At 35.5% G+C, this 25,292-nt stretch carries 25 protein-coding genes; 8 read left to right on the top strand and 17 right to left on the bottom strand.

Translation table 11 applies throughout. The features are described from left to right. Positions 1–12: 12 nt before the first annotated feature. The 5 genes from BKP37_RS18155 to lpdD form a co-directional block, all read right to left on the bottom strand. Complete coding sequence (locus BKP37_RS18155) at positions 13–555, bottom strand: 4Fe-4S dicluster domain-containing protein (protein ID WP_071311039.1); 543 nt, start codon at positions 553–555, stop codon at positions 13–15. Between the two features lie 21 nt (positions 556–576). Beyond that, positions 577–2,700 carry a formate dehydrogenase subunit alpha gene (fdhF, locus tag BKP37_RS18160; RefSeq protein WP_071311040.1) on the bottom strand — a complete coding sequence of 708 codons (2,124 nt, stop codon included), beginning with the start codon at positions 2,698–2,700 and terminating at the stop codon, positions 577–579. Beyond that, complete coding sequence (locus BKP37_RS18165) at positions 2,700–3,908, bottom strand: MFS transporter (RefSeq protein WP_245712565.1); 1,209 nt, start codon at positions 3,906–3,908, stop codon at positions 2,700–2,702. The genes fdhF and BKP37_RS18165 overlap by 1 nt, the downstream gene beginning before the upstream one ends. 423 nt (positions 3,909–4,331) lie before the next feature. Further along, on the bottom strand, positions 4,332–5,429 hold the full coding sequence (locus BKP37_RS18170; protein WP_071311041.1) for a TIGR04053 family radical SAM/SPASM domain-containing protein: 1,098 nt from the start codon (positions 5,427–5,429) through the stop codon (positions 4,332–4,334). A 317-nt stretch (positions 5,430–5,746) separates the two neighbouring features. Then, a complete protein-coding gene (gene lpdD / locus BKP37_RS18175; RefSeq protein ID WP_084034875.1) occupies positions 5,747–6,073 on the bottom strand; it encodes a prenylated flavin chaperone LpdD in 327 nt (108 codons plus the stop codon). 410 nt (positions 6,074–6,483) lie between these two features. On the opposite strand from lpdD, the gene BKP37_RS18180 reads away from it, so the two are divergent. After that, a complete protein-coding gene (locus BKP37_RS18180; protein ID WP_071311042.1) occupies positions 6,484–7,170 on the top strand; it encodes a Crp/Fnr family transcriptional regulator in 687 nt (228 codons plus the stop codon). Between the two features lie 308 nt (positions 7,171–7,478). On the opposite strand, the gene argF is transcribed toward BKP37_RS18180, so the two are convergent. The 7 genes from argF to argC all read right to left on the bottom strand — a co-directional run bounded on the left by argF (position 7,479) and on the right by argC (position 17,177). Next, a complete protein-coding gene (gene argF / locus BKP37_RS18185) occupies positions 7,479–8,456 on the bottom strand; it encodes an ornithine carbamoyltransferase (protein ID WP_071311043.1) in 978 nt (325 codons plus the stop codon). Positions 8,457–8,477: 21 nt separating this feature from the next. Beyond that, positions 8,478–11,660 carry a carbamoyl-phosphate synthase (glutamine-hydrolyzing) large subunit gene (locus BKP37_RS18190; RefSeq protein ID WP_071311044.1) on the bottom strand — a complete coding sequence of 1,061 codons (3,183 nt, stop codon included), beginning with the start codon at positions 11,658–11,660 and terminating at the stop codon, positions 8,478–8,480. Then, on the bottom strand, positions 11,653–12,732 hold the full coding sequence (locus tag BKP37_RS18195) for a carbamoyl phosphate synthase small subunit (RefSeq protein WP_071311045.1): 1,080 nt from the start codon (positions 12,730–12,732) through the stop codon (positions 11,653–11,655). The genes BKP37_RS18190 and BKP37_RS18195 overlap by 8 nt, the downstream gene beginning before the upstream one ends. A 101-nt stretch (positions 12,733–12,833) precedes the next feature. Then, entirely contained in the window at positions 12,834–13,991 is a 1,158-nt protein-coding gene (locus tag BKP37_RS18200) for an acetylornithine transaminase (RefSeq protein WP_071311046.1), read from the bottom strand. A 76-nt stretch (positions 13,992–14,067) separates the two neighbouring features. Continuing rightward, entirely contained in the window at positions 14,068–14,850 is a 783-nt protein-coding gene (argB, locus tag BKP37_RS18205; protein ID WP_071311047.1) for an acetylglutamate kinase, read from the bottom strand. An 18-nt stretch (positions 14,851–14,868) separates the two neighbouring features. Next, positions 14,869–16,107 (bottom strand): bifunctional ornithine acetyltransferase/N-acetylglutamate synthase, encoded by a 1,239-nt coding sequence (gene argJ, locus BKP37_RS18210; protein ID WP_071311048.1) that lies wholly within the window; start codon positions 16,105–16,107, stop codon positions 14,869–14,871. Between the two features lie 32 nt (positions 16,108–16,139). Next, a complete protein-coding gene (gene argC / locus BKP37_RS18215; RefSeq protein WP_071311049.1) occupies positions 16,140–17,177 on the bottom strand; it encodes an N-acetyl-gamma-glutamyl-phosphate reductase in 1,038 nt (345 codons plus the stop codon). Between the two features lie 392 nt (positions 17,178–17,569). On the opposite strand from argC, the gene BKP37_RS20255 reads away from it, so the two are divergent. Further along, positions 17,570–17,722, top strand: a complete 153-nt coding sequence (locus BKP37_RS20255) for a hypothetical protein (protein WP_169823190.1) — start codon at positions 17,570–17,572, stop codon at positions 17,720–17,722. Positions 17,723–17,729: 7 nt separating this feature from the next. Here BKP37_RS20255 and moaD read toward each other — a convergent pair whose 3' ends face one another. Genes moaD through BKP37_RS18235 form a run of 4 tightly spaced genes read right to left on the bottom strand, consistent with a single transcriptional unit; the run spans position 17,730 to position 20,237 of the window. Further along, on the bottom strand, positions 17,730–17,963 hold the full coding sequence (moaD, locus tag BKP37_RS18220) for a molybdopterin converting factor subunit 1 (RefSeq protein WP_071311050.1): 234 nt from the start codon (positions 17,961–17,963) through the stop codon (positions 17,730–17,732). Beyond that, positions 17,956–18,429, bottom strand: a complete 474-nt coding sequence (locus BKP37_RS18225) for a molybdenum cofactor biosynthesis protein MoaE (protein WP_071311051.1) — start codon at positions 18,427–18,429, stop codon at positions 17,956–17,958. Before BKP37_RS18225 ends, moaD begins: the two co-directional genes overlap by 8 nt. Further along, complete coding sequence (gene mobB, locus BKP37_RS18230; protein ID WP_071311052.1) at positions 18,422–18,949, bottom strand: molybdopterin-guanine dinucleotide biosynthesis protein B; 528 nt, start codon at positions 18,947–18,949, stop codon at positions 18,422–18,424. The genes BKP37_RS18225 and mobB overlap by 8 nt, the downstream gene beginning before the upstream one ends. Before the next feature lie 10 nt (positions 18,950–18,959). Further along, positions 18,960–20,237: a molybdopterin molybdotransferase MoeA gene (locus tag BKP37_RS18235; protein ID WP_071311053.1), complete on the bottom strand. Its 1,278-nt coding sequence runs from the start codon at positions 20,235–20,237 to the stop codon at positions 18,960–18,962. 170 nt (positions 20,238–20,407) lie between these two features. Between BKP37_RS18235 and BKP37_RS18240 the strand changes: the two genes are divergently transcribed. From BKP37_RS18240 to BKP37_RS18255, 5 genes are all read left to right on the top strand, one after another. Next, positions 20,408–21,214, top strand: a complete 807-nt coding sequence (locus BKP37_RS18240) for a Cof-type HAD-IIB family hydrolase (protein WP_071311054.1) — start codon at positions 20,408–20,410, stop codon at positions 21,212–21,214. Between the two features lie 348 nt (positions 21,215–21,562). Further along, complete coding sequence (locus BKP37_RS20825) at positions 21,563–21,694, top strand: hypothetical protein (RefSeq protein WP_281243098.1); 132 nt, start codon at positions 21,563–21,565, stop codon at positions 21,692–21,694. Then, a complete protein-coding gene (locus tag BKP37_RS18245; protein WP_071311055.1) occupies positions 21,694–21,924 on the top strand; it encodes a DUF3813 domain-containing protein in 231 nt (76 codons plus the stop codon). Before BKP37_RS20825 ends, BKP37_RS18245 begins: the two co-directional genes overlap by 1 nt. A gap of 374 nt (positions 21,925–22,298) precedes the next feature. After that, positions 22,299–22,898 carry a hypothetical protein gene (locus tag BKP37_RS18250; protein WP_071311056.1) on the top strand — a complete coding sequence of 200 codons (600 nt, stop codon included), beginning with the start codon at positions 22,299–22,301 and terminating at the stop codon, positions 22,896–22,898. 1,061 nt (positions 22,899–23,959) lie between these two features. Next, positions 23,960–24,310: a DUF1360 domain-containing protein gene (locus BKP37_RS18255; protein WP_211271469.1), complete on the top strand. Its 351-nt coding sequence runs from the start codon at positions 23,960–23,962 to the stop codon at positions 24,308–24,310. Here the strand turns inward: BKP37_RS18255 and BKP37_RS18260 are convergent. Beyond that, positions 24,307–24,510, bottom strand: a complete 204-nt coding sequence (locus BKP37_RS18260; RefSeq protein WP_071311058.1) for a hypothetical protein — start codon at positions 24,508–24,510, stop codon at positions 24,307–24,309. The genes BKP37_RS18255 and BKP37_RS18260 overlap by 4 nt on opposite strands. A 168-nt stretch (positions 24,511–24,678) precedes the next feature. Here BKP37_RS18260 and BKP37_RS18265 point away from each other — a divergent pair, with 168 nt between their 5' ends. After that, positions 24,679–25,233 carry a hemerythrin domain-containing protein gene (locus tag BKP37_RS18265; protein WP_071311059.1) on the top strand — a complete coding sequence of 185 codons (555 nt, stop codon included), beginning with the start codon at positions 24,679–24,681 and terminating at the stop codon, positions 25,231–25,233. The last annotated feature ends 59 nt before the right edge of the window (positions 25,234–25,292 follow it).

Here is a 25,292-nt window from a genome sequence, read left to right on the forward strand (position 1 = left end):
TTTCCTCAATACTTAGTCACTATACACGCCAAAAAACTCAGGTACATACTGCCACTTATCTTGCTCTGTAGGTTTTTTTCCTTCAATTAAATTCATTTGTGTTCTACGGCGGCGTAATGCTTGCATTTCATCAAAATCGATGAAACGAATTGCGTCACTTGGACAAACAGACGCACACATTGGAGAAATACCATGTTGAGTTCTGTCATAACACATATCGCACTTATACATTTTATTCTCTTCAAAATCGAACTTCGGAATTCCAAATGGACAACCAAATGTACAGTTTCTACAACCAATACACTTTTCTTCCATTGCTGAAAGAACGACACCTTCTCCAGTAATTTGGATTGCATTTGCCGGACATACTCTTGCACATGCTGGGTCTTTACATTGCATACAGAGCATTGGATATGTTTGACGACTCTCTAAAAAGTCAACATATTCAACATAATTCCGTTCTTTTGCATCATGACCACCGCATTCACGACATGCTGCTTGACAAGATCTACAACCGATACAACGTTCAAATTCTAGATACATAATTTTATTCATAGTTTGACTCTCTCCTCTCCGTTACACTTTCTCTATTTTCACAGCACAAACTTTAAATTCTGGCATTCTTGATGTTGGATCTAGTGCTGGATTTGTTAACTGATTAACTGATAACTCTTTCCCCCAATGATAAGGAACAAAAACATGGTCATTTCGAATTGCTTTTGTTAACCGAACATCTAATACCATTGAAGAACGCGGCGTAGTTAACTTCACTTTATCTCCATTTGATAGATTGTATTGGCTTGCTAATTCTGGATGCATTTCAGCATATGGTAGTGGACATTGTTCCATCAAGAACTTTACTCTTCTCGTTTGAGTTCCAGATAGATAATGGAATACAACCCGTCCAGTTGTTAACGTATGTGGATAATTTGTAGTTGGAATTTCCGCTGGTTCCTGCCAATCGATTACCGCTAAATTGGCTTTTCCATTAGGTGTATCAAATTTTTCTTTAAACATTGTTGGCGTTCCAGGGTGATCTTCAGACGGACATGGCCAGAAAACACCATCTTCTTTATCAATACGATCATACGTAATCCCGTAATAATCCGCTTTTCCACCTTTTGATGCGATACGGAACTCTTCAAAAATTTCTGGTACATTTTCGTATGGGAAAAACTTCCCTTTTCCCATACGCTCTGCAATAAGCTTCATAATTTGCCAGTCTGTTTTAGACTCACCAATTGGATCTTTCACTTTACGAATACGAATGACACGGCCTTCAAGGTTCGTTGTTGTCCCTTCATCCTCAGCCCAAGTTGTAGCTGGTAATACAACATCTGCAAATTCACATGTTTCAGACAAGAAGAAATCACTAACTACTAAGAAATCTAATTTTCTAAAGCTGTCCCAAACATATTCTGTATTAGGTGCAGATACTGCCGGATTACTACACATCACGTGCATAGCACGAATATTTCCTTTTTGTATTTCGTCAAACATTTCATAAGCGGAAACACCTGCTTTTGGCATTTCTTCAGGTTTAATTCCCCAAACTCCTGCAACATACTTTACGTGTTCAGGATCTGCAATTTTTCTGTATCCAGGAAGTGCATCTGCTTTTTGCCCGTGCTCACGCCCCCCTTGACCATTTCCTTGCCCCGTAACCGTAGCAACACCTGATGCAAATTTACCTATTTGGCCCCGTAACAATGCCATTGATGTGTAAATGCATACATTATCAACACCTTTTGTTTGTTGTTCGATACCACGACAGAACATAACTACTGAACGTGAAGATTGTCCGTAAATACGTGCAGCCTTTTCAATTTTTTCAACAGATACTCCAGTAATTTCAGAAGTATATTCAGGTGTAAAATGTTTCACTTGTTCCTTCATTTGCTCATAATTGTTGCATCGTTCTTTAACATAAGCTTCATCTACATAACCGTCACGAACAATAATGTGTAACATTCCGTTTGCTAAAGCTGAATCTGTACCTGATTTAATATCTAAGTGAACATCTGCTAATCTAGCAATCTGAGTTTCACGAGGATCTACAACAATCATTTTTGCACCTTTATCTCTTGCTTTCCATAACCATTGGATCGATGTAGGGTGACATTCAGCAGCATTCCACCCTGATATAAAGAAACAGTCTGTATGCTCTAACTCTGTCCAAGGTAATGTTGAACCACGGTCAGTTCCAAGTGTTTTCATAAAACCACCAGCAGCTGAGCTCATACAAAATCGACCGTTATAATCAACAAATCTTGTCCCTAAAGCAACACGTGCATATTTTCCTACTAGATAACATTTTTCATTTGTCATTGATACACCACCGTAAACTGAGAGTGCATCTTTACCATGTTTTTGTTGTAGCTGTTTAAAATTCTTTTCGATTAAATCCAGCGCTTCGTCCCATGTTGCTTTTACAAATTGTCCGTTCTTCTTAATTAATGGTGTTGTAATTCTTTCTTCGTGATCAACCGTTTGATAAGCAGTAACACCTTTAGGACACATCTTCCCTAAGGTAACAGGCCAATCATATCGTGGTTCTACTCCAACGACCTTACCTGTTTTTTCATTTAATCTTATATGCATCCCACACTGCATTCCGCAATAACAGCAATGAGTTGTAATTAATTTTTCACCTTCATGATGAAGGTTTTTAACTCCTTCTTTTGCAATAAATTGTGTCATTATTTTTCCTCCTCTATTGCCTTGTTATAAAATTCTTCAGATCGTCCCCTACCAAAACCAGGAATATGAATGCCGTTATTTGTTTGAACTGGTCCGTAAGGATTCCCCTTAACTGAACCCATATTTAATTGACTCATTACACGAATTCTTCTACGACAACTAGGACAATAATCTGCTAAAAAAGTTCCATCTTCAAGTTTTAAATCAAATTGTTGAGAATGTAGGATGTTCTTAACGTCAGCGATTTGGTCATCATTACTATATTTGGTTCCACATTTTTTACATGATCTAGTATCAACCATAACCTCTTCCTGATAGTTCATCGGTACGGCTGTTGCTAAAGGGCGAATAGGTAAATGGAACAACTTACCGAATGGAAAGTAAATCAAAAATAAAACGACCGTTACTTGATGTATTAAAGCTAGTTGCGGGTGAATAAATCCACCTAAAAACTTATATGAAACTGTTAATAATAACCCAGATACCGTTACCGCTAAAAGTATATAAAGTGGTAATAAATCAAATTCAGCTCGTTCAGTAACCTTCAAATCATGATTATTAATTCTTCTTACTAGGGCCATAATGATACCCACTAAAACCATCAGTGCAGTAATGTTTAATCCGTTATAAACTAGTTCAGCAAACAAACCGTTCGCTACCATTTTAATTGTCGGAATGTTCATTACCATCAACTGATAAGTTGTAGCATCGATTAGCCTAAAATGCATCCAACCAAATGTTAATCCAAATGTAATTGCAAATGAACCCATACAACCCCAAGCGATTAACCAATGCTGTATACCTCTGTACAATCCACGTTTAAAGATAAATTTTTGTAAAATAATATTATCTACGAAAGTTTTTACGATTGCTGCAATATTTCTTTTTGTACGCTTTTTAGTAAATAAATTCTTAATACTTCGTTTTACCATCTCATTTGTAGCTGGACGTATTAGCCAAGAAGCCATTCTAACTGTAATACCAATGAAAAATATAAAAGAGGCAACCTTATAGCCAGCCAACATTAGATCAATTTTTTTGAACTGAGCTGTACCGATCCACATTGTGATAAACAAGAATGCAACTACAAAAAATGCATACATACTAGTTTTTGAATAAAAAGATCTTTCAAGGTTCTTTATTCTAGGTTTTGTATCGTTTGATTCATTAGGGTTATTAGTAGAATAAGTTCTTTCTAGATTGTTCATCTTTTCTCACTCCTTTTTTGAAGTACGCACATGGAACAACTATAGGCCTTTTAGCTGTTAGAAGTGCTAAACGTTCTGTTACCCTTATTGTAGAAGAGACCCTTATCACTCACTGTGCAATTTCTCACAGCAAAGGTGTGAATTTTATCACAGAAATGTCATTTGTAATATTAACAAAGTGTAAAACATGTAAAAGAACCTCTATTTATCAACATTCTTTTTGTCGGCTTACACGTTACCCGTTCACAAAATATACACATTTCAACCACCAAATAAAACTTGTTTTTTCTGCATTTTTTTACATATTTATTAAATTTTTCTACCTTTAACTTCAACCTTGTCCACAAGGAAGAAATCTATAGTTTCCTGGCCAACAAAAAAAATCAGTGCGTGGTAAAGGTCCACCGCACTGATTGTTGTTAATTAAGATTTATACTTTTTAGGGATATAGGCACAATAAGGATCACTTTCCAAATAATCTCCAGTAAGTGCAAATGCTCTCGCACGGGAGCCACCACAAATTTCTTTATATTCACAAACTCCGCATTTCCCTTTTAGTAGCGTCTTATTTCTTAAATCTTTGAATACCGGACTATCTCGATAAATCTCAGGAAGTGGCTTTTCTCGTACATTTCCACACTTTACGGGCAAAAAGCCACTTGGATAAACATCGCCAATATGGCTAATAAATACAAATCCATCCCCATCATTAACACCTTTAGGAGCACGACCCAACGTATCAAGACGCTTATTTCCTTCAGGAGCCTTTAGATTTAATCGCTTCTTTTCTTGAATAACTACTCGGCGATAATGAGGAGCTTCTGTAGCTTTGACTCCATATGGCATGCTTTGTTGAATTTCAAATAACCACTTCATTACTTCTTCATGTTCGTCAGCAGAAATCATATCCTTTTCCATACCTCTACCAGTAGGTATTAAGAAAAAAACGCTCCAAAGCACTGCATTCATTTCTTTTACTTTTTCAGCCATAGCTGGCAAATCATCAACATTATATTTAGAAACCGTTGTATTTATTTGAATAGGAATATTTAACTCTTTTAAGTAATCGATTCCCTTCATTGTTAAATCAAAGGAACCTTTTGTCCCTCTAAAATGGTCATGTATTTCGGCAGTGGAACCATCCAAACTAAATGCCCAACGTGATAAACCAACTTCTTTCGCTTGATCAATTGCCTTTTTCGTCACTTTCGGTGTAGCACTAGGCGTCATTGAGACAGGTAACTTCTTTTCTTCTATTGCATACTTGGCTAATTCATAAAGGTCAGCTCTCATTAATGGATCTCCACCTGTAAATACAAATAATGGGTTATCCATAGTAGCTATTTCATCTATTAATTTCTTACCTTCCTCAAAAGATAGTTGTCTTGGGTCAGCTTTATATTGTGCCTCAGCGCGACAATGTAAGCATTTAAGGGCACAAGCTCTTGTTACTTCCCAAATTACTATGAACGGATTTTCATCATAATTTTTAGGTTTCTCTGATAAGAATGATAAATTCATAAGGTCTCCTCCGCTCTTTTATCTAAGTTCTTCATAGTTTCATCATATGTGATAAACACGAATTAACTCAGTGAGATATATCACAATGTTTTTAAAGCCACATTATTTAGACTTAAATTAGAAAACTAAATAAATACTCTTAGTTTTTTAGGAATCAAGGAGAACTCGTTTTAGCTTCGCTAGAACATCTGAATGGATTCCCGGCCTACGCTACGCTTAGAGGGGGGCTTACTTCCCTTAATAGCGGGATAAAACAGCACAAAAAAATGAGGTTCCTTAAGTAATCACTTAACGTCCCTCACTTTTGTATTTCATTTTTAACCTTTACAATTTTTTTGATCAAGCATAAATTGAAAAAATTTATCCCATGTTTGATTAACAAGATCTTCAATTTGAGCTTTGGTAGCATTATCAATATGAATTCCACCTAAAAGAACGGTTTTTTGTTGAAACGTATGACACCAGACTTTGGCTAATTCTATAAATAAATCTTCTTCTTTATGATTTGGAAATCCATAACTTATTATCTTAACTTCGCTGTCCGTATAATCCGCAATGACAACAGCACCGATATGTGGTCCTGTCCCACCCGATACAATGATAAGATCATCGACACCAACTCGATTTAGTTCACAACTAATCACATTTGCTCCCCCTATATCCGTGATTTGAGATAATCTTATCAAATTCAATGTATAATTAATGTGAAACATATCACAGTGAATATTTTGTTAATAAATTCACCTTTAAGAAATCGAGGAAACTATATTAAACTGAAAATATTACATTCCTCGTATCAATGTGAAGTTTTGCACAACAATTTTCACTTATGTTATGGTATTTTTAAACTATTCAGTGAGTTTCATAATTACCTAAATGGAGCTGCATAAGTCTAAATGTTGTTGGAAACGGTCTACATCCAACAGCATTTAGTATCAGAGTGGCGAAAATAAACAATTATGAAATTCATTATATTGAATATAGTTTTTTTAACCAATATTATATCGTATGTTTACTTAAAATTGATATTTTTTCCAAAGGAGATGAAAAAATTATGCCTGTTAGTCGCTTTATTCATAATATACCTATTTTTTCTGCATTACCGTTGGAACAAAAAGAACAACTTACACATATTATTCAAACTAAAAAGATGACAAAAGGAGAAGTTCTTTTCCATGAATATGACCCTGCTGACGCAATTTATTTTGTAAATGAAGGAAAAGTACGCATAAATAAAAGTACACCAGATGGAAAAGAAATCGTACTTAGCATTCGCCAATCAGGAGAAATGTTTGCAGAAGTGGCATTATTCTGTAAACCCGGAAGCACATACCCTGCTACAGCCACTTGTATTGAGAGCGGCAATACTTCCTATATTAAAAATGATGACTTAGAAACCTTTTTATTACAGCATCCTCATCTAGCAATATCTTTGTTCCGGGACTTTTCAGAAAGACTTCGAATTTCTCAAACTACACTGCGAGATGTAGCATTATACGGGAAATTCGGAGCATTAGCAGCTACTTTAGTGAGGTTGGCGGATGAATACGGAAGTGCTACTGAAGACGGAATAAAAATTAAGCTCAAATTAACACATGAAGATTTAGGAAGTTTTTTTGGTGCAACACGAGAAAGTGTAACAAGATTAATGAATCAGTTAAAACAACAAAAAATAGTTACAAAAAAACAGGGGTATTTATTTATTCATAATATTGATGCATTAAAAGATTATATAAACTAGAAACGATAGCACTATGTTAGCAGCCACGAGATTATTGACCTTTCAAAGATACCGCTTTTGGACTTCTGCGTACTTCAGTGACTATAACTATTACTCTAAAGAACGCTTTCTCCAAGCACTGTTTTGTGTGACGAGTAATCGCTGGAGCAAATTTGTTGAAGCCTATTCTAAATGTTTTTTATAGCAATGTAATGAATTCCTTGATGAAGCTACCTAACAACCCGTCACTTGATCTAAAACTACATAGCCTTCCAACAAGAAAAAGAGTTGCCTAAAGTCTTTAGGCCAACTCTTTTTTGATTTAATAACTATTTTGCATCCCCCATTAATGCTACTAATACAGCTTTTTGAGCATGCAGTCGATTTTCCGCTTGATCAAAAATATATGAATGTTCCCCATCAATTACATCAACCGTTACTTCTTCTCCACGGTGAGCCGGTAAGCAATGAAGGAATATATAATCATCCTTGGCATGGCTAGCTAAAGCTTTATTTACTTGAAACTCATTAAATGCTTCAAGTCTTTTGGCTGTCTCTTCTTCATGCCCCATACTTGTCCAGACATCTGTATAAATAACATCTGCACCAGTTACTGCTTCAATCGGGTCATTTGTAATAAGAAGTTTTGCTCCTGTTTCGTTACAAATAGCCTCGATTTCCTTCATGATCCAAGCTTTTGGTTCATAACCTTTAGGTGTTGCGATCGCTACATCCATACCTACTTTTGCACAAGCAATTAAAAATGAATGAGCTACATTGTTACCATCGCCAACATATACAGTTTTAATCCCTTCAAACGTTCCTTTTACTTCATAAATGGTTAAAATATCAGCAAGTGCCTGACAAGGGTGAAAATCTTCTGTTAATGCATTTATAACTGGGATTGTTGAAAATTTCGCTAATTCCTCAATAATTTCATGTCCATGCGTTCGGATCATAATCCCATCTACATATCGCGAAAGTACTTGAGCAGTATCAGAAATTGGTTCACCTCTTCCAAGCTGCGAATCTTTAGAGCTTAAAAATAAAGCTGATCCTCCTAACTGATTCATTCCAACTTCAAAAGAAACTCTTGTTCTTGTCGATGACTTCTCAAATATCATTGCAAGTGTTTTCCCTGCAAGTAACGGGTGGGGCACACCTTCTTTTTGATATTTTTTTAGTAATATCGAAAAATCCAGAAGCTCTTTTATTTCTTCAGAAGAATAATCTAATAATGTAAGAAGGTTTTTCCCTTTATATTTTTCTATATTTAATCCTGACTCAGTTACCGGTAGTGCAGTCAAGAAATCCACATCCTTTAGTAATTAGTTTTTAATTTTTTGTTTTCTTTCACTTTTTTTACTCTCATACATTTCCAACCATTGATTTATTGAAGAAACCGAATAGTCATTGGTGTTTAAGCAGTTTACGATACAAGTGAAAGTAGAGATTTCAGTTACAACTGGCAAACGATTTTTTAATGCTTCCTTTCTTCTCCATTTAGCATCCTGATCATTAACATTAACACTTAAAAAACACACACTATTTTCATCATTTAACCAACTTTGGAAGGAAACATCGTCTTTTTGTAAAACTACATAATCTCTTTCTTCTAATTGTTGTTTTAGCGACAAAAATTGTCCTTTTTCTGCTTCACTCACTTCACAATAAATACTTCCCTTTTTCTTAAAGATTTGAGGAATATCTCTCTCACCCCAAACAAAAGCTTTTCTAAATGCCTCATCAATATTATCACTAATCGAGATAAGTTCACCTGTAGACTTCATCTCTGCTTCTAACTTCGGATCAAGGTCCGGAAGTTTAGAGTGCGAAAATACTGGGGCTTTCACTGTATAATATGGTGGTTCCTCTTGATATCCTAAAGTAGCTACAAGATCTTTTAATTTGCGCCCCATTAAAAGCTTAGTTGTTACGTCGATCATATTCATTCCAGTCACTTTACTAAGTATCGGAACTGTTCTTGAAGCCCTTGGATTTACTTCTAGAACGTAAATTTCTTCTTTATAAAGTACAAATTGTATATTAAAGACTCCTTTAAATTCCATGCCATTTGCAATACGTTTCGTATATTCTACAATTGTTTCTTTGTGATTTTCTGCAAGGTTCAATGGTGGTATCACGGAAATACTGTCACCTGAATGAACACCTGCTTTTTCAATATGCTCAAACATACCAGGTATCACAATGTCTTCCCCATCAGTTAATGCATCCACTTCTACTTCTACTCCAGGGTAATAAGCGTCAAGTAAAATTGGAAAATATACATTTGTAAATTCATCATTTACGTAATCGACCATTTCCTCACGACTTTGGAAAACCATCATTCCTTGACCACCGATAACATAAGATGGTCTAATTAATACTGGGTAACCTATTTCATCAGCTTTCGTTATTAAATCTACTTCATTAAGAGCTGTTACACCAGGAATGTGTGGGACTTGAACTTCTTTCATGAATTGATAAAATAAGTCTCGATCTTCTAATTTATCAATCGTTTCATGATTGGTTCCAAGTAAAGGAACACCCGCATCTTCTAATTCCTTAACTAAAGAAATAGCCGTTTGACCGCCTAACTGAACGATTACACCGTCTGCTTTTTCTAGTTCAATGATATTTAAAACATCTTCTGTTGTTAATGGTTCAAAATATAATCGATCTGCAATTTCATAATCTGTACTCACTGTCTCCGGATTATTATTAATAAGGATAGCTTCATAACCTTCTTGTTTTAGTGCTAATACACCGTGAACAGAAACATAGTCAAACTCAATCCCTTGCCCAATACGAATTGGCCCTGAACCAATGATGATGATCTTTTTCTTTGTTGATGCAGTTTCTACATCTTGCTCTCCTGACCAACTAGAGTAATAATAAGCTGTTTTCGCAACAAATTCACCAGCACAAGTATCAACCATTTTATACGAAGGATGAATATTAAATTCATCACGCTTTTTTCTTATGTCACTTAAAGCAACATTCCAAGTAGCAGCAAGCCATTTATCAGAAAAACCGCTAATCTTGAGTTGTTCTAAATCTTCTTTAGAAACTGTTTCATAAGAAAGCTGTTTCGCCTTTTGTTCCATAGAAATTAAGAATTTCCAGCTTCTCAAATAAAAATAATTAATTTGAGTTACTTCGTGAATGTCTTCTTCAACTACTCCTCTTCGCATTAATTCTAAAATTGCAAAGAAGCGGAGATCATCTGCTTTTTTAACACTTTTCCATAACTGTTCATCTGTAAACTTCTTAACACTTTCCATTTCTAATCCCGAAATTCCTTTTATATCTAGAGAACGAATGGCTTTTTGAAAAGCTGACTCTAAATTTCTTTCAATCGCCATTACTTCTCCAGTCGCTTTCATTTGTGTACCTAGCTTACGATCAGCCTGTGGAAACTTATCAAATGGCCAACGTGGAAATTTTACAACACAATAATCTAGAGCAGGTTCAAAACTGGCATATGTGTGTCCGGTAACTGGATTTAATAGTTCATGCAAATGATATCCAATACTTAATTTAGCCGCAATTCGTGCAATTGGATATCCTGTAGCTTTAGATGCTAAGGCACTAGATCTACTAACCCTTGGATTTACTTCGATTAAATAATAATTTTTGCTATAAGGATCAAGGGCAAATTGAATATTACACCCACCCACTATTCCTAATGCACGAATGATTTTCACAGAAACCGAACGAAGCATTTGATATTCTACATCTGTTAATGTTTGAGAAGGTGCAACAACGATCGAATCACCAGTATGAATACCAACTGGATCAATATTTTCCATATTACAAACTGTAATACACGTGTCATTAGCATCTCTCATGACTTCGTATTCTACTTCTTTGAAACCAGCAATACTTTTTTCAATTAAACATTGGTTAATTGGGCTAGCACTCAACCCACCTTTAACTACCTTTTTTAACGAGTGCTCATCATTCACAATTCCACCGCCAGCACCACCTAATGTATAGGCAGGACGAACGATGATTGGATAACCTACTTGGTTTGCAAACTGTAGTGCTCCTTCAATGGTTTCTACAATTTCACTTTCAGGTACAGGCTCTTCTAATTGGTGCATTAAAGCACGGAACTCTTCTCGATCTTCACCCTTCATGATTGACTCAATTGGAGTACCTAATAATGGAACACCATACTTTTCTAATACCCCTTCTTTATGAAGTGATAATGCTAAATTTAATCCTGTTTGCCCACCAAGTGTAGCTAAAATGCCATCAGGACGTTCCTTTTGAATAATTTTTTCAACACTTTCTACCGTTAATGGCTCAAAGTAAACGACATCTGCGCATGCTTTATCTGTCATTACTGTTGCAGGGTTATTATTTATAAGAATTACCTTGCATCCCTCTTCTTTTAAAGCAAGACATGCTTGGGTTCCTGCATAATCAAATTCAGCAGCCTGCCCAATCACGATTGGACCTGAGCCAATAACTAATATTTTCTTTATATCTTGACGCTTAGGCATACACTTTTTCTCTCCTCTTACTACTCATGTCCGTTAGAAAATGTAAAAATATCTCTTCTGAATCCGATGGTCCTGGGTGTGCCTCCGGATGAAATTGTACTGATGTGATTGGATATTTGCTATGAGACATACCTTCAATTGATCTATCATTTATATTAACGTAACGAGGGGTAAAACCCGTTTCCTTTAAACTACTATCAGTAACAACATAACTATGGTTTTGAGAAGTAATATACACTTTTTTTGTTAGCAAGTCTTGAACTGGTTGATTTGCTCCTCGATGACCAAAGCGTAGCTTCTCAGTGTCACCACCAAATGCAAGTGCTAAAAGTTGGTGCCCTAAACAAATCCCCATTGTTGGATAAGTAGTAGCTAAACGCTTAATCTGACCTGTTAAATGAAGTAATTTCTTAGGATTACCCGGTCCATTTGAAAAAAGAATTCCATCAGGACCTAAATTAGCAATCGTCAATTCATCTGTATTATAAGGAACAACCGTTACTTTACAACCTAATTTCATAAGTGATGTAACAATTGATTTTTTATAACCGAAATCAACCATCACAACATGATGGTCTCCATCGCCAAAACTTTCAATTGTAGTTGTAGAAACCTCTTGAACTAGATCTCTCGTACCAATTGTCTGTTTTGATGAAAAATCAACACTATCCAGGTTAGTAGTGATAATAGCCCCCATATCACCTAATTCTCTAATTCTTTTTACAACCGCTCTAGTATCAACTCCCACCAATATGGGTAATGAGTGTTTCTCAGCATATTCTTTTAACGAATCGATCGCTTCATAATGATAACCTTGACTTCTACATCCTTGCATAATTAGAGCAGATGCTTGCGGCCCAACACTTTCCTGATCTATTCCATTAATTCCGTAATTCCCAATTAGGGGATAGGTGAAAACAACCATTTGACCTTTAAAGGAAGGATCAGTTATGACCTCCTCATACCCTGTCATCCCAGTGAAAAAAACTACTTCACCATAAACCTGTTCTACATTTCCTAAAAGCTCACCTTCAAAAGTTTCACCTGTTGATAAAACTATATATCCCTTCACTTTACTTCCCCCTCTCTAAACATCCAACGAACGAATATTCATTATATAAACCGTATTTTTATTCACTCAACCTTAAAAAAAAATTTAACGGTTTCAGATAACTATTTACTTTCAACTAGTTTTACGTTTAACGTGTTTGAAATTAAACTTATTGCTATGTCAAGTTCCTCATACGTAACTGTTAACGGTGGTAAAAGTCTTAATACGTTAGGCCCAGCATTTAATACTAATAATCCTTTATCTCTTAATCCTACTATGAAAGAACTTACATCTTGGTTACACTCTATTCCAAGAATGAAACCTTTTCCTCTTATTTCTTTAACAACCTCTGAGTCTTTAAGGACTTCAGCTAATTTGGAAATAAAGTAGTTACTTTTCTCTTCCACATCTTTTAAGAACGAATCTTGGAAAATTGTTTGTAGAGTAGCATTAGCTGCTGCCATTGCTAGTGGGTTACCACCAAACGTTGAACCATGACTTCCTGGTCCAAAAGCTTCAATTAATTTTGCTTTACCGATTAACCCTCCGACCGGAAAACCGTTACCAAGACCCTTTGCGACAGTTATAATATCAGGAGATAGATTGTAATGTTGATAACCAAATGCTTTACCTGTTCTACCTATTCCCGTTTGTACTTCATCAACAACAACTAATAAATTGTACTTTTCTTTTAATTGATTAATGGTTTCTATAAACTCAGCGCTTGCACCATGGACGCCACCTTCTCCTTGAATAACTTCAAGCATAATAGCTGCAACATCCTCATTTACTGCTTTATTTAAAGCTTCTGAGTCGTTAAATGACACATAAGAAAAACCATCTAATAAAGGCCCAAATCCATGATGTATTTTATCCTGGCCAGTTGCTGAAAGGCTCCCCATCGTACGACCATGGAACGATTGATAAAATGTAATAATTTTCTTTTTCCCAGTAGCTTTTCTAACTAATTTAATAGCAGCCTCATTAGCTTCAGTACCACTATTACAGAAAAATACCGCATCACCACTTGAGTTCGACGTTAACGCTTTAGCCACTTCTTCTTGGCCTTCTATATGAAATAAATTTGAAACGTGACTTACTTTATTTAATTGGTTTACCATCATTTCATTAACATAAGGATGACAGTGACCTAAATTACAAACAGCAATTCCAGCCACAAAATCTAAATACTTTTTTCCTTGGTCATCAATTAGTGATGTACCAAAAGCTTCTTTTACTTTAATAGGCCATTTATTATACGTAGGAAATAAATAACTCACACTCACACCCCACTTAATTTTAGACTGATTAATTATCATACTTTGTAATATTGAAAAACCATTCCCATTAATATTCTTAATTGTTAATAAGCTCTTTCGTCTTAACTATTTTAGTACCGACTAATTCTCCATTAGTCATTAAGTTCCCACTTTTTCCATTAATGATATATACTTCCTCAATATTTCCCTGTAAGCATTTTATTGCACCTTTTACTTTTGGGATCATTCCACCGTATATTGTACCGTCCTTGATCATTTCCTCAACTTCTGAAACAGAAACTACCTTTTGAAGCTGATTGTCTTTTAATATTCCAGCTACATCTGTAACAAAAATCATTTTTTTAGCAGAGATACTTTCAGCAATAGCCGCGGCAGCTGTATCAGCATTTATATTAAAATGAGTACCATTGTCATCCATACCGATAGGAGCAATGACTGGAACGACATTGATTGAAAGAAGTTGAAAAAGCAACCCTGCATTAACTTGCTTCACTTCACCAACAAAGCCTAGTTCAGTTTCATTTATGGCACTTGCTTTAAGCAACGTCCCATCACACCCTGAAATTCCTAAACTCATCAGGCCGGCTTGTTGTAGCTTTGTTACGAGTAACTTATTAACTTTTCCAGTTAAGACCATTTCAGCAACTTCAAGTACCTCTGCTGTAGTTTTACGTAAGCCATTCACAAACTCACTTGTCACGTCTAGTTTTTGTAGCAATGAATTTATTTCAGGTCCACCACCGTGAACGATAATCGGTGTTACATTCATATTCTTTAAGAGCTTCATACTTGAGAAAAATTCATCCGAAAGCTCCTGTAACGTGCTACCACCACATTTTACAACCATTACATCATTCATGGATTAGACCTCCTAATTTTATGTTCGATAACCAGCATTAATTCTCACGTAATCATATGTTAAATCACAGCCCCACGCTTTACCGAAACCATGACCAATTTTCAAATCTACATAGATAACAATATTTTCCGTTGATAAATATTGAGTAGCCTCTTCTTCAGAAAAAGGAATTGGCATACCATCTTTTAAAGTTTCAATTTCTCCTATTGCTATATCAATCGTATCTGGGTTAATTTCTGCTTCACTATAACCAATTGCACAAATAATTCTTCCCCAGTTAGCGTCTGTTCCATATATTGCAGATTTTACTAAATCTGAACCGACGATTGACTTAGCTACCTTCCCAGCTTCTTGATCATTTAACGCACCTTTAACTTGAACCTCTATTAGCTTTGTAGCCCCTTCACCATCACGTGCAATTTTTTTTGCTAAATGCTCGCATGTCATTTTTAAACCTAGGACAAATTGATTCCATTCAGGGTGATCTTTCGTTAATTGGTCGTTATTTGCCATACCACTAGCTAACGTAACAACTGTATCATTTGTTGACGTATCACCATCAACAGTAATACGGTTAAAGGTTTCGTCAATTACTTCACTCAAAGCCATTTGTAACCAGTTTGGCTCAATATTTGCGTCGGTAGTAACAAAAGCTAACATAGTCGCCATATTCGGATGGATCATCCCAGAACCTTTAGCAACGCCCCCAAACGTAACAGTTTTACCATCAATTGTCGTTTGAAAACAAGCTCTTTTATTTATTGTATCTGTTGTTAATATTGCTTCGTTAAAACGTTCCGCAGATTCAAAATCCATTTGTGTTAATGTTTTTATTTTCTTTATACCATTAACGATTTTGTCCATTTGAAGAAATTCTCCGATTACCCCTGTAGATGATACAGCCACATAATGCTCTGGAATTTCAAATACTTCTGCAGTTGTCTTGCGCATAGTGTAAGCATCTTCCATTCCTTTTGTTCCGGTACACGCATTTGCATTGCCACTATTTACAATCACTGCTTGTAACTTACCTTCCTTAGCAATACTTTCTTTTGTCACCTTTATGGGAGCTGCTTGAACTTTATTTAACGTATAAACCGCAGCACTACTAGCTGGAACCTCGCAATATAATACCCCTAAATCTAATTTATAACGTTTTACACCCGTGTGTATGCCCGCTGTATGAAACCCTTTGGGAGTAGTAATACTACCACCCTCCACAGGAGTAACTAATAATTGTTTTGTTGCTGTATCCACCTTTTCTTCACCTCTTATTTATTTAGCATGCGTTATGGAAACAGTGGTGGACCATAGAGCCCAGTCCCCTCGTCAATTCCTAGCATTACATTTAAATTTTGAACCGCCTGACCCGCAGCACCCTTCATCAAATTATCGATTACCGAAACAATGGTCACCCAGCCTGTTCGTTCATCATACGTAATTCCAATATCACAATAATTTGAACCATAAACTTCTTTTGTTGATGGATAATTCCCTTCCTCACGAACCCGTACAAATGTATCGTTTTGATAAAAGTCTTGGTACAAATCTCGAAGTGATTTTTCGGTCATTTTATTTAATGGTTTGCAATATATCGTAGCCATAATTCCCCTTGTCATCGGAACAAGATGAGTATTAAACTTTATTGGTCCTAGTTCAGGATTAACAGTCTTAAGAGCTTGCTCTATTTCTGGTATATGTTGATGCTCATTCACTTTATAAATACGGAAATTTTCGTTCACTTCACAATAACTAGTAGCTAAACTCGCTTTCCGCCCTGCTCCTGAAACCCCTGACTTTGCATCGATAATAATAGAATCAAGGTCGACTTTTACATTTTTTAATAAAGGATACAGTCCTAAAATTGTAGCTGTTGGATAACAACCAGGATTAGCAATTAACTTCGCATCCTTTACTATTTCACGGTTTATTTCCGTTAAGCCATATACTGCCTTTTGTAGTACATCTTTAGGCGAAGCCTTTTTCTTGTACCATGTTTCATAAACATCTTGATCTTTAAAACGTAAATCACCAGAAAGGTCAATTACCGTTAGACCTCTTTCAAAGATTTTTGGTGTTAGCTCATTAGATATCCCTGATGGAGTCGCCATAAAAACGACATCTACTTCTTCTGAAATCTTATCTATATCAATTTCTTTTAATTGTTCATTAGTGATTTGATTAAATTGTGGATAGCTTTCACTAAATTTCATTCCGACTTGGGATGACGTATAGACTGAATATTGTTTTATGTAGTCATGTTGGTGCAGAATTCTAACTAATTCAGCCCCTCCGTATCCTGTCGCTCCAATTATCGCTGCCTTCATGTTTCTCCCTCATTTTCTGCGGTTATATCTTCTCACATTTTTAATGTTGTTTTTTATTATAAGATTGAATAAAAATAAAATCAACTGTATTTTTATATTTTATAAATATTCTTTTTAAAGAAAAAAGACGAACAATACTTATATTAACATTAATAGTTCGAATTGATTGACTATACAAATAATTTATGAATATTCATGTGTTTCAAATAAATAATTTTTCTCACATATTAATATCTATTACTAATAAGGTATAAAAATGTAAAACTTTAAGGCTTAGTGAATTACTCTCTGAGCCTTAAAGTTTTAAAATATCCATGTCCTTGTTATTTAATTTTATTTATGAGTCCATTTTACTTTTGCGCTGCGACGAGTAACCGCAGAAGCAAAGCTGCATGAAGCTAATCAACGAAGGATTTCAAGAGGTAATTGAAGTCAGTTGCTTGACTGAAGTGACCGAGCTCGTAGGCGCTTGCGCTAGACAGTTTCCAACTTTCAAAAATTTTATGCTTTCTTACCTTAGTACAAAAAAAGCTACCCAAAGGTAGCTTTTTTTCAACCACCACTTACCGGTGGAATTAAGGCAACAGTATCATTTGCTTTAATTATGTCAGTTTCCTCTACATATTCTTCATTAACCGCGATCATGGCTCTATCGACTGGCAAATTAGAAAATTGACTTTTTAAATATTCCTTTACATCTTTAACTGTCATTTCTGGTTTTTCAATAACTAACTCTCTTGCTCCAACTATTTCTTCTAATTCTGCAAAAAATAATACTTTAATCATTCAAATGTTCCTCCTCTGGCTTTCCTGCTGGATACGGTGTTTTCTCTAATTGATCACCCATCCACTTTTCTCCATCTGCCCAATGCTCTTTTTTCCAAATTGGTACTATTTCTTTAATTCTTTCAATGGCGTAACGGCTAGCTTCATAAGAATCTGCCCTGTGTGGAGTTGAAACAGCGATGACAACAGCAATATCAGTTACATCCAGATGACCAATTCGATGAGAAATTGCCACTAAGGAATTAGGCCATCTTTCTTGAATTTCATTACCGATCTGTGCTAACTTTTTTTCTGCCATACTAGTATAAGCATCATATTTTAGGTAAACCGTTTTCTTTCCTTTTGTAAGTTCACGAACAGTTCCAATAAACGTGTTTATTGCGCCTGCATTACGATGAACAACTTTATCGACAACTTCTTGAATTGAGATTTCCGCTTCTGTAATTAAAAATAGTTTTTCACTCATTGTCCTGCCCTTTCACCTTCTGTAATATGAAATTGGTATAGTGACCTTCCTCTTCTATTTGGAAATAAGAAATTCCTTGCATTTTCTTGTCAGTTTCTAAAGGAAACCAACTAATGACACAGAATATATTTTTTAATTTAGATAATAATGTAACATCTTTTTCTTCTTTCAATATCACTATTTTTGGATACTGAGCCATTTTAAACCCTTCAATAACAATAACATCTATCGGAAGTTTGCAGTAAATAGAAAGCAATTCATCCACTTCCCAATGTTGCTCTTTATTAATAGTTAATTGTAAATCCCCAGCACTAACTGCACAAGAAGCAATGCTACCAGCTTGACTATGCTTCCATGAATCTTTTCCATAATCTGTAGATGTCAATTGACCACCATGTCCGTGGTGCTTCAGTGTTCCAACACGATACCCCTCTTTTGTTAATAAACGAACGAGCTTTTCTACTAGGGTCGTTTTCCCACTGTTACTAAACCCGGCTACTTGAATGATTTGTTGGTTCATTAAAATCTCCTTAGCTACGTTTTTCTTTAAAAATTGCCGTGCCACCTTCACCATTTAAAAGAAGGATTGTAACGGTATCACCTTTTTGAAAGCCACGGGTTCCACCAGGCAGCACTACTAACGCATCAGAATTCGCAAGCGAGGTAACTACCCCAGATTTATCAAGTCCAACTGGTTCAGCAAAGACCTTCCCAGATTCGATCGTCATTTTACTACGAATAAATCGTACAAATGGATTCGCTTTTGGAAAATCAGATTTTAGTTCTCCATGAACCATTTGTAGGTGTGGTTTCTTTGACCCTAAGAAAATTTGAACCCACGGTCGCACAAACAATTCAAATCCAACAAAGCATGCAGAAGGATTACCAGACAAACCAAACAGAAGTTTCCCATTATATTCAGCAACCGTGGTAACACTTCCCGGTCTCATTCCAACCTTATTAAATAACACATTTGCCCCTAATTTTTCGTATATAGCTGGTAAATAATCAAAATCACCAACAGAGACACCACCAGTAGTAATTAACACGTCAACTTCTTCAAGTGCATTCTTTACCGCTTCAAAACAACGATCAAAATCATCAACTAATTTACCAAAATACTTTGGTATTGCCCCAGCCTTACTAATTTGTGAGCTAATCATGTATGAATTACTATTACGTATTTTACCCGGCTTAAGTTCTTCGTGAACATCCAATAATTCTGTTCCTGTTGCGTACACACCGATCGTTGGTTTTTTTGCTACTGGAACTTTACTATACCCGAATGTAGCCAAGAGGGCTTTTACCCCTGGCTCAACCTGTCGACCAGCTTCTACTAAAACATCACCAGATCTCGTTTCTTCTCCTTGAAAAGATATATTATCTCCAGGATTGAATTTTCTACTTATTGAAACAAATGTTTTACCGTTTCTCTCAATTTCTTTTGTTAATTCAAACATAACAATTGCATCAGTACCTTCTGGCATTTTTGCTCCTGTCATTATTCTAATTGCTTGGCCTTTTTGAGGGATGCTGTTTGATAACCCACCAGCACCAACAGTTTCGATTACTTCCAATTCAATTGGATTAGCACTTGAAGCTGAAACTGTATCTTCAGCACGAACAGCAAATCCATCTAATGGTGAACGATCAAAAGGAGGGATATCATGATCAGCTTTTATAGATGCTTTTAATATGCGATTATCACTCTCTTCAATTGGTATGTATTCTATTTCGCCTTCTTTCGCAAACTCCAAAACAGCTTCAATAGCTTCATGTATCTTAATCGGTTTTCTGTCTGTTAACATTTTAGGTCACACCTTTCACAGTTCTCTTTATATTTTATCAGATAATTCTTAGACAAATCTATGAACTTTTTCACATTGGCTGATTATCTTTCAGTCTAATTAGACAATTATTTTTGAAGAAGGTAATATATAGAAATATAATGCGATAATATTTTATTTTAGGAGGACATATGAAACAGCATTTGATTGCTATTGATTTAGACGGTACGTTATTAACAGATAAAAAAACCATATCTAACCGAAATAAACACGCAATACAAAAAGCTCGTGAAGCTGGTCACATCGTTTGTATAGCAACGGGTAGACCTTATCGTGCTAGTAATATGTATTATGAGGAATTAGACTTAAATACTCCTATTGTGAATTTTAATGGAGCATTTGTTCATCATCCATTACAAAAAGATTTTGGTTTTTATCATAGCCCTCTTGAACTCAATACAGCTAAAATGATCATTGAAACTTGTGAAGCATTCCAGGTTAAAAATATTATGGTTGAAATTATCGATGAATTTTATTTAAGGTATTACGATCAAGTTTTAATTGAAACATTTACAATGGGTGAATCTCCTATAAAATTTGGGAATTTACACCATATCTTAACTGATCATCCTACTTCAATATTGATACATCCACAAGACGACCATGTAAAAGAATTAAAAAATTTATTACGTGATGCTCATGCGGAAGTCATCGATCAACGTGTTTGGGGAGCTCCATGGAATGTAATAGAAATCGTTAAAGCCGGATTAAATAAAGCGGTTGGTTTACAAAAAATTGCGAACTATTATTCTATCCCTAAAGAACGAATTATTGCCTTTGGGGACGAAGACAACGATTTAGAAATGATTGATTACGCTGGGGTAGGTGTAGCAATGGAAAATGCTATTCCTGAATTAAAAACTCTTGCTAATGCAACAACATTAACAAATGAAGAAGATGGAATCGCTGAATTTTTAGAGGGATATTTGAGTATTTAAGAAGGTAGTCGTTAAATATTCAGAATTTAAACGCTTGGAAAATATCCCCAAGCGTTTTTTTATGTACTATATTTCATTTCTTCTCCTTTGAGTTGCATTCTTACGCTTTTGTGACTGTTTTTGGTCCTATCAGGCCACTATGGTTACCATAGAGGAAATGTACTCCTCTTTCGGACACCAATCTTACTCCTTGGTCTACTATGGTTCGAAGTTGCTTATTTATAGGTAAATTAGTGATAGCGCATACATGCAATTCCCCCATAAAAAATTCATAATTCTACCTGTGTAGTTTTGATGAAAATAGAAAAAAATAAGTTTGCACCTTTTTATATTAAGGAGAGATCAAAAATGAGTAAAAAATCTAAATCAAAACGCTTTGTGCAACAAGGTAAGGACTATGTTCAACCAGCAAATGAGCGCGAACGTAATGTTAAAACAATGGATGAAGTTGAAAATAACACAAACAAAGGGGAATGCTAATGGGGAACCAACTTTTTCAACAAGCTAGAACAGCTGTAGAGCATGCACAAAAAATGGTTCAAACAGCCTCTACTCCTGAACAAATTGCAATGGCAACAAAAGAAATTTCGAAGGCAAAAAATAACCTTTCTTCAGCGTTTGCCCAATCGACAATTGCTGAAAAACGCCAACTCGCTGAACTCCAGGATCAAATAGATAACCTTGAGCATAACTTACCAGAGTACCAATAATCTCTACTATAGGGATAATGGGTGCATGATCACAACTTAACCAACTAATACGTGGAAACCTCCACCCTGCGATTTAGGTTATTAAATCAGATTAGATTATTTTGCTGAAAGTTTTTCCTTGAACTGACCTGAAAAATTCTGCCATCTGTAAGATGCGTTCTGTTCCTAAAAATTTCAACATTATAGTCATTTAAAAAGACAGCTAGAAGCATATATATTCTAGCTGTCTTTTTTTATTTGATCTCGAGGGGACAAACATAAAAATAAATATATTTCCTCTTATTAAAATACACAATTTTTACTTCTTTTCACGCCGTCCCCTTCATACGATAATAAAAAACAGCTTTTGAATTTCAAAAGTTAGGAGTGGTCAGATGGTTCCACATTTTTTCGAAGCTGAATTCCATGATCTTCATGTAGAATTATCCAAACAATCGCTCCAGCAATTCATTAATAAGATGATGGAATACAAATGTTCCCTTTATTGGCGGTACAACGATGATATTATTTACTTAATTATAGATACAAATCATTCAATACACGAAATCCCTTTTGAGAAAAACGGCACAAAACTTACTATCACTGTTGACTGTTTGAAGGTGAGCGAAGAATTAGTAGCAAAAGCTCTAGAATTGATTATGAAAGAGTATCGAGGTAGTGGTTTCATCAAAACGTACACCGAGGGTCCACATTATATTACATTTTTCAAGGATGGTGTTATCCAGTCCATTACAGAAATTCATGGAGGTGAAAAGATCGTTATGAACCAATATGGAGCAATTATTGAATATCGAGATTTTGATCATGATCTCGATCCAGAAACGATTATTAATATCCTTAACCTGGAAATTGACTACACATTAATGGAACTTCACGAATCTCTTCAAGCTCTAGATAATTGTGCAATTAAAGAACAAAAACGAAAGCTAAAACTATTATCTAAACGTAAAAAAGAAATTGAACAATTACTTTAATGACTTATAAAAAAGCTAAATCCCGAACTTGTTTTAAACAATTCGGGTGTTTTTTTGCGAAAAATCCCCGTTTATTACTACGAGCAATAGTCTCCTTATTACTACCACAAAGCAAATAATTACTCTGATAACAAGAAAAGCGCAAGGCGCCCGCCTATCGGCGACAAACACTGGAAGACCTGCTCGTAGCGGTCGGGTTTTTGACCGAAAGAGAAGGTCTGAAGTGATCGAGTCGATGGCGCCTGGAGCTAGACAGTTTCCAAGTTAGAAATTTATAAATTCTGATACTGCAAGATAAGCGGAAGCGCCTTGGTCACGAGCGAAAGGCACTGGAAGGCCTTTGACAGAAGCCGCTCTTTGGCTTCTTTCGTTTACGTGCTTCTGCGTCTTCTAGCATAGCTTCGTAGCAAGCTTCCTCGAAGCAAAGCTACATGAAGCTAATCGACGAAGGATCTCAAGCAGTAATTGAAGTCCGTTGCTTGACTGAAGTGACCGAGCTCGTAGGCTGCTTGCGCTAGACAGTTTTCGAGTTAGAAACTTATAAATTCTGATACTGCAAGAAAAGCGGAAGCGCCTTGGTCACGAGCGAAAGGCACTGGAAGGCCTTTGACAGAAGCCGCTCTTTGGCTTCCTACGTGCTTTTAGCGTCTTCTAGCATAGCTTTGAAGTAGGCTTCCTCGAAGCAAAGTAGCATGGAGCATATTCAAGAAGAAATCCAAGGAGACATTGAAGTCAGTAACTTGACTGAAGTGACCGAGCTCGTAGGCTGCTTGCGCTAGACAGTTTCCAAGTTAGAAATTTTATACTTCTTAACTTGTAAAAAAAAAGAGATTTATTCAAAGGGCTCGAATAAATCTCAAGATAGAAATTGAAAAACCTCTTTTATTATACTATAGAACGTAACAAATTTAAGCTAGGTATTATTACCAGTTATTTTCGCTACTTAGCACCCCTAATTTCTTCCACATAACCTGTATGAAATTCATATTTTAAGTAAATAACATGTAGAGACACTATCCAAATTTAGGGAGGGCCTTCAATTGGTAATTGAATTGAATTGGATGTTATTTGTTATGATCATTTTAGCTAGCTATCGGTTTACTCATTTAATCGTTTTTGATAAGGTTACTGAATTTATACGTAAACCCTTTTTAAAGGAAAAAACAATCAATGAGGAGGGACACAAAAAAACAAAAAAGGTACCTGATTCAATGTTAGGTTACTTATTAAATTGTTATTGGTGTACAGGTATTTGGAGTGCGATCATCTTTGGATTAGGTTATTTACTTTATCCTTCTATATTTGTCCCTGCCATATTTATTTTCGCAATCGCTGGTGGTCAAACGATACTAGAAACGTTTGTAGGAGTTGGCACTAAAGCCATTCAAGCCTTAAACAAACACACCCACTAAGTTTGATCGATACGCTTTATTTCATCCATCAACTGACGTGAACGTTTAGCATTTCCTTCTGCGAATTCCCGTAAGCGAAGTTTTAATTCTTCGCTTTCATGAATTCGTTCAGCAGCAATTAAATAAGTTCGCATCATTTCTTCTTCTTGGTCTAAAGAAGTTTGTAGTATTTCAATTAAATTATCGTCTTTATGACTCATATTATCACCTCTCTTTTAAAATCCCCAAACACAAGAAAGGCATTCATATTTTCACAATTGTGACCATTGTCACCTCATAATTTATTTTTATTAGTTAAGATTAATTTTATAAGAAAAGGCGAAATACTGTACTCTAAAAACAATTACTAAATTATAGGAGGAAAAAGAATGAATTTTAACACACCTTGTTCTGGGGCATTTGGAGATCCAAAGGAAATTAATTACTCAGCCCCATTAAAGCAATTAATTGATGAACACCCTTCACTTCTAGCGAAAATGGCAGAATTTAATCAAATGATAGAAACATACGAAGAAGATGATACAACTAATTGGACAAAATCCGTTTATGAGTTACATGATAAAATTACTTCTTTCATTACTGAACTAGAACCTCATTCCAATCGAGAAGAGGATGTCCTTTTTGAGATGATGGTTAAATATATTGGACGTGAAGGTGGTCCAATTGCAGTGATGGAATATGAACATTCTACAGCTAAGTTAAACTTAAAAGAATTTATGGATAAGGTTTCCGTAATAAAAGAAGAAAATAAGGAAGTATCGAAAGAGGAGGCCTTCTCTTTATTTCACCACCTTAAAATTGTATATATGACTTTAACAGATCATTTTATGAAAGAAGAAAACATCCTATTTCCTATGGCTGAACAAATGTTATCCGATGAAGAAAAACAAGAACTAATCATTCAATTTGAAAAAATAAAATAAATTAACTGAGAATGTTGAATTATGTTTGATTGATATTGGGGACGTAAGGCTCCATTTCA

The sequence above is a fragment of the Anaerobacillus alkalilacustris genome (assembly GCF_001866005.1).
Classification (GTDB): Bacteria; Bacillota; Bacilli; order Bacillales; family Anaerobacillaceae; genus Anaerobacillus; species Anaerobacillus alkalilacustris.

Coding starts and splice junctions, on each gene's coding strand:
- BKP37_RS18155 (WP_071311039.1), bottom strand. CDS start 555: ATGAATAAAATTATGTATCTAGAATTTGAACGTTGTATCGGTTGTAGA.
- fdhF (WP_071311040.1), bottom strand. CDS start 2,700: ATGACACAATTTATTGCAAAAGAAGGAGTTAAAAACCTTCATCATGAA.
- BKP37_RS18165 (WP_245712565.1), bottom strand. CDS start 3,908: ATGAACAATCTAGAAAGAACTTATTCTACTAATAACCCTAATGAATCA.
- BKP37_RS18170 (WP_071311041.1), bottom strand. CDS start 5,429: ATGAATTTATCATTCTTATCAGAGAAACCTAAAAATTATGATGAAAAT.
- BKP37_RS18180 (WP_071311042.1), top strand. CDS start 6,484: ATGCCTGTTAGTCGCTTTATTCATAATATACCTATTTTTTCTGCATTA.
- BKP37_RS18190 (WP_071311044.1), bottom strand. CDS start 11,660: ATGCCTAAGCGTCAAGATATAAAGAAAATATTAGTTATTGGCTCAGGT.
- argB (WP_071311047.1), bottom strand. CDS start 14,850: ATGAATGATGTAATGGTTGTAAAATGTGGTGGTAGCACGTTACAGGAG.
- argC (WP_071311049.1), bottom strand. CDS start 17,177: ATGAAGGCAGCGATAATTGGAGCGACAGGATACGGAGGGGCTGAATTA.
- BKP37_RS20255 (WP_169823190.1), top strand. CDS start 17,570: ATGAAGCTAATCAACGAAGGATTTCAAGAGGTAATTGAAGTCAGTTGC.
- moaD (WP_071311050.1), bottom strand. CDS start 17,963: ATGATTAAAGTATTATTTTTTGCAGAATTAGAAGAAATAGTTGGAGCA.
- BKP37_RS18225 (WP_071311051.1), bottom strand. CDS start 18,429: ATGAGTGAAAAACTATTTTTAATTACAGAAGCGGAAATCTCAATTCAA.
- mobB (WP_071311052.1), bottom strand. CDS start 18,949: ATGAACCAACAAATCATTCAAGTAGCCGGGTTTAGTAACAGTGGGAAA.
- BKP37_RS18235 (WP_071311053.1), bottom strand. CDS start 20,237: ATGTTAACAGACAGAAAACCGATTAAGATACATGAAGCTATTGAAGCT.
- BKP37_RS18240 (WP_071311054.1), top strand. CDS start 20,408: ATGAAACAGCATTTGATTGCTATTGATTTAGACGGTACGTTATTAACA.
- BKP37_RS20825 (WP_281243098.1), top strand. CDS start 21,563: ATGAGTAAAAAATCTAAATCAAAACGCTTTGTGCAACAAGGTAAGGAC.
- BKP37_RS18245 (WP_071311055.1), top strand. CDS start 21,694: ATGGGGAACCAACTTTTTCAACAAGCTAGAACAGCTGTAGAGCATGCA.
- BKP37_RS18250 (WP_071311056.1), top strand. CDS start 22,299: ATGGTTCCACATTTTTTCGAAGCTGAATTCCATGATCTTCATGTAGAA.
- BKP37_RS18255 (WP_211271469.1), top strand. CDS start 23,960: ATGTTATTTGTTATGATCATTTTAGCTAGCTATCGGTTTACTCATTTA.
- BKP37_RS18260 (WP_071311058.1), bottom strand. CDS start 24,510: ATGAGTCATAAAGACGATAATTTAATTGAAATACTACAAACTTCTTTA.
- BKP37_RS18265 (WP_071311059.1), top strand. CDS start 24,679: ATGAATTTTAACACACCTTGTTCTGGGGCATTTGGAGATCCAAAGGAA.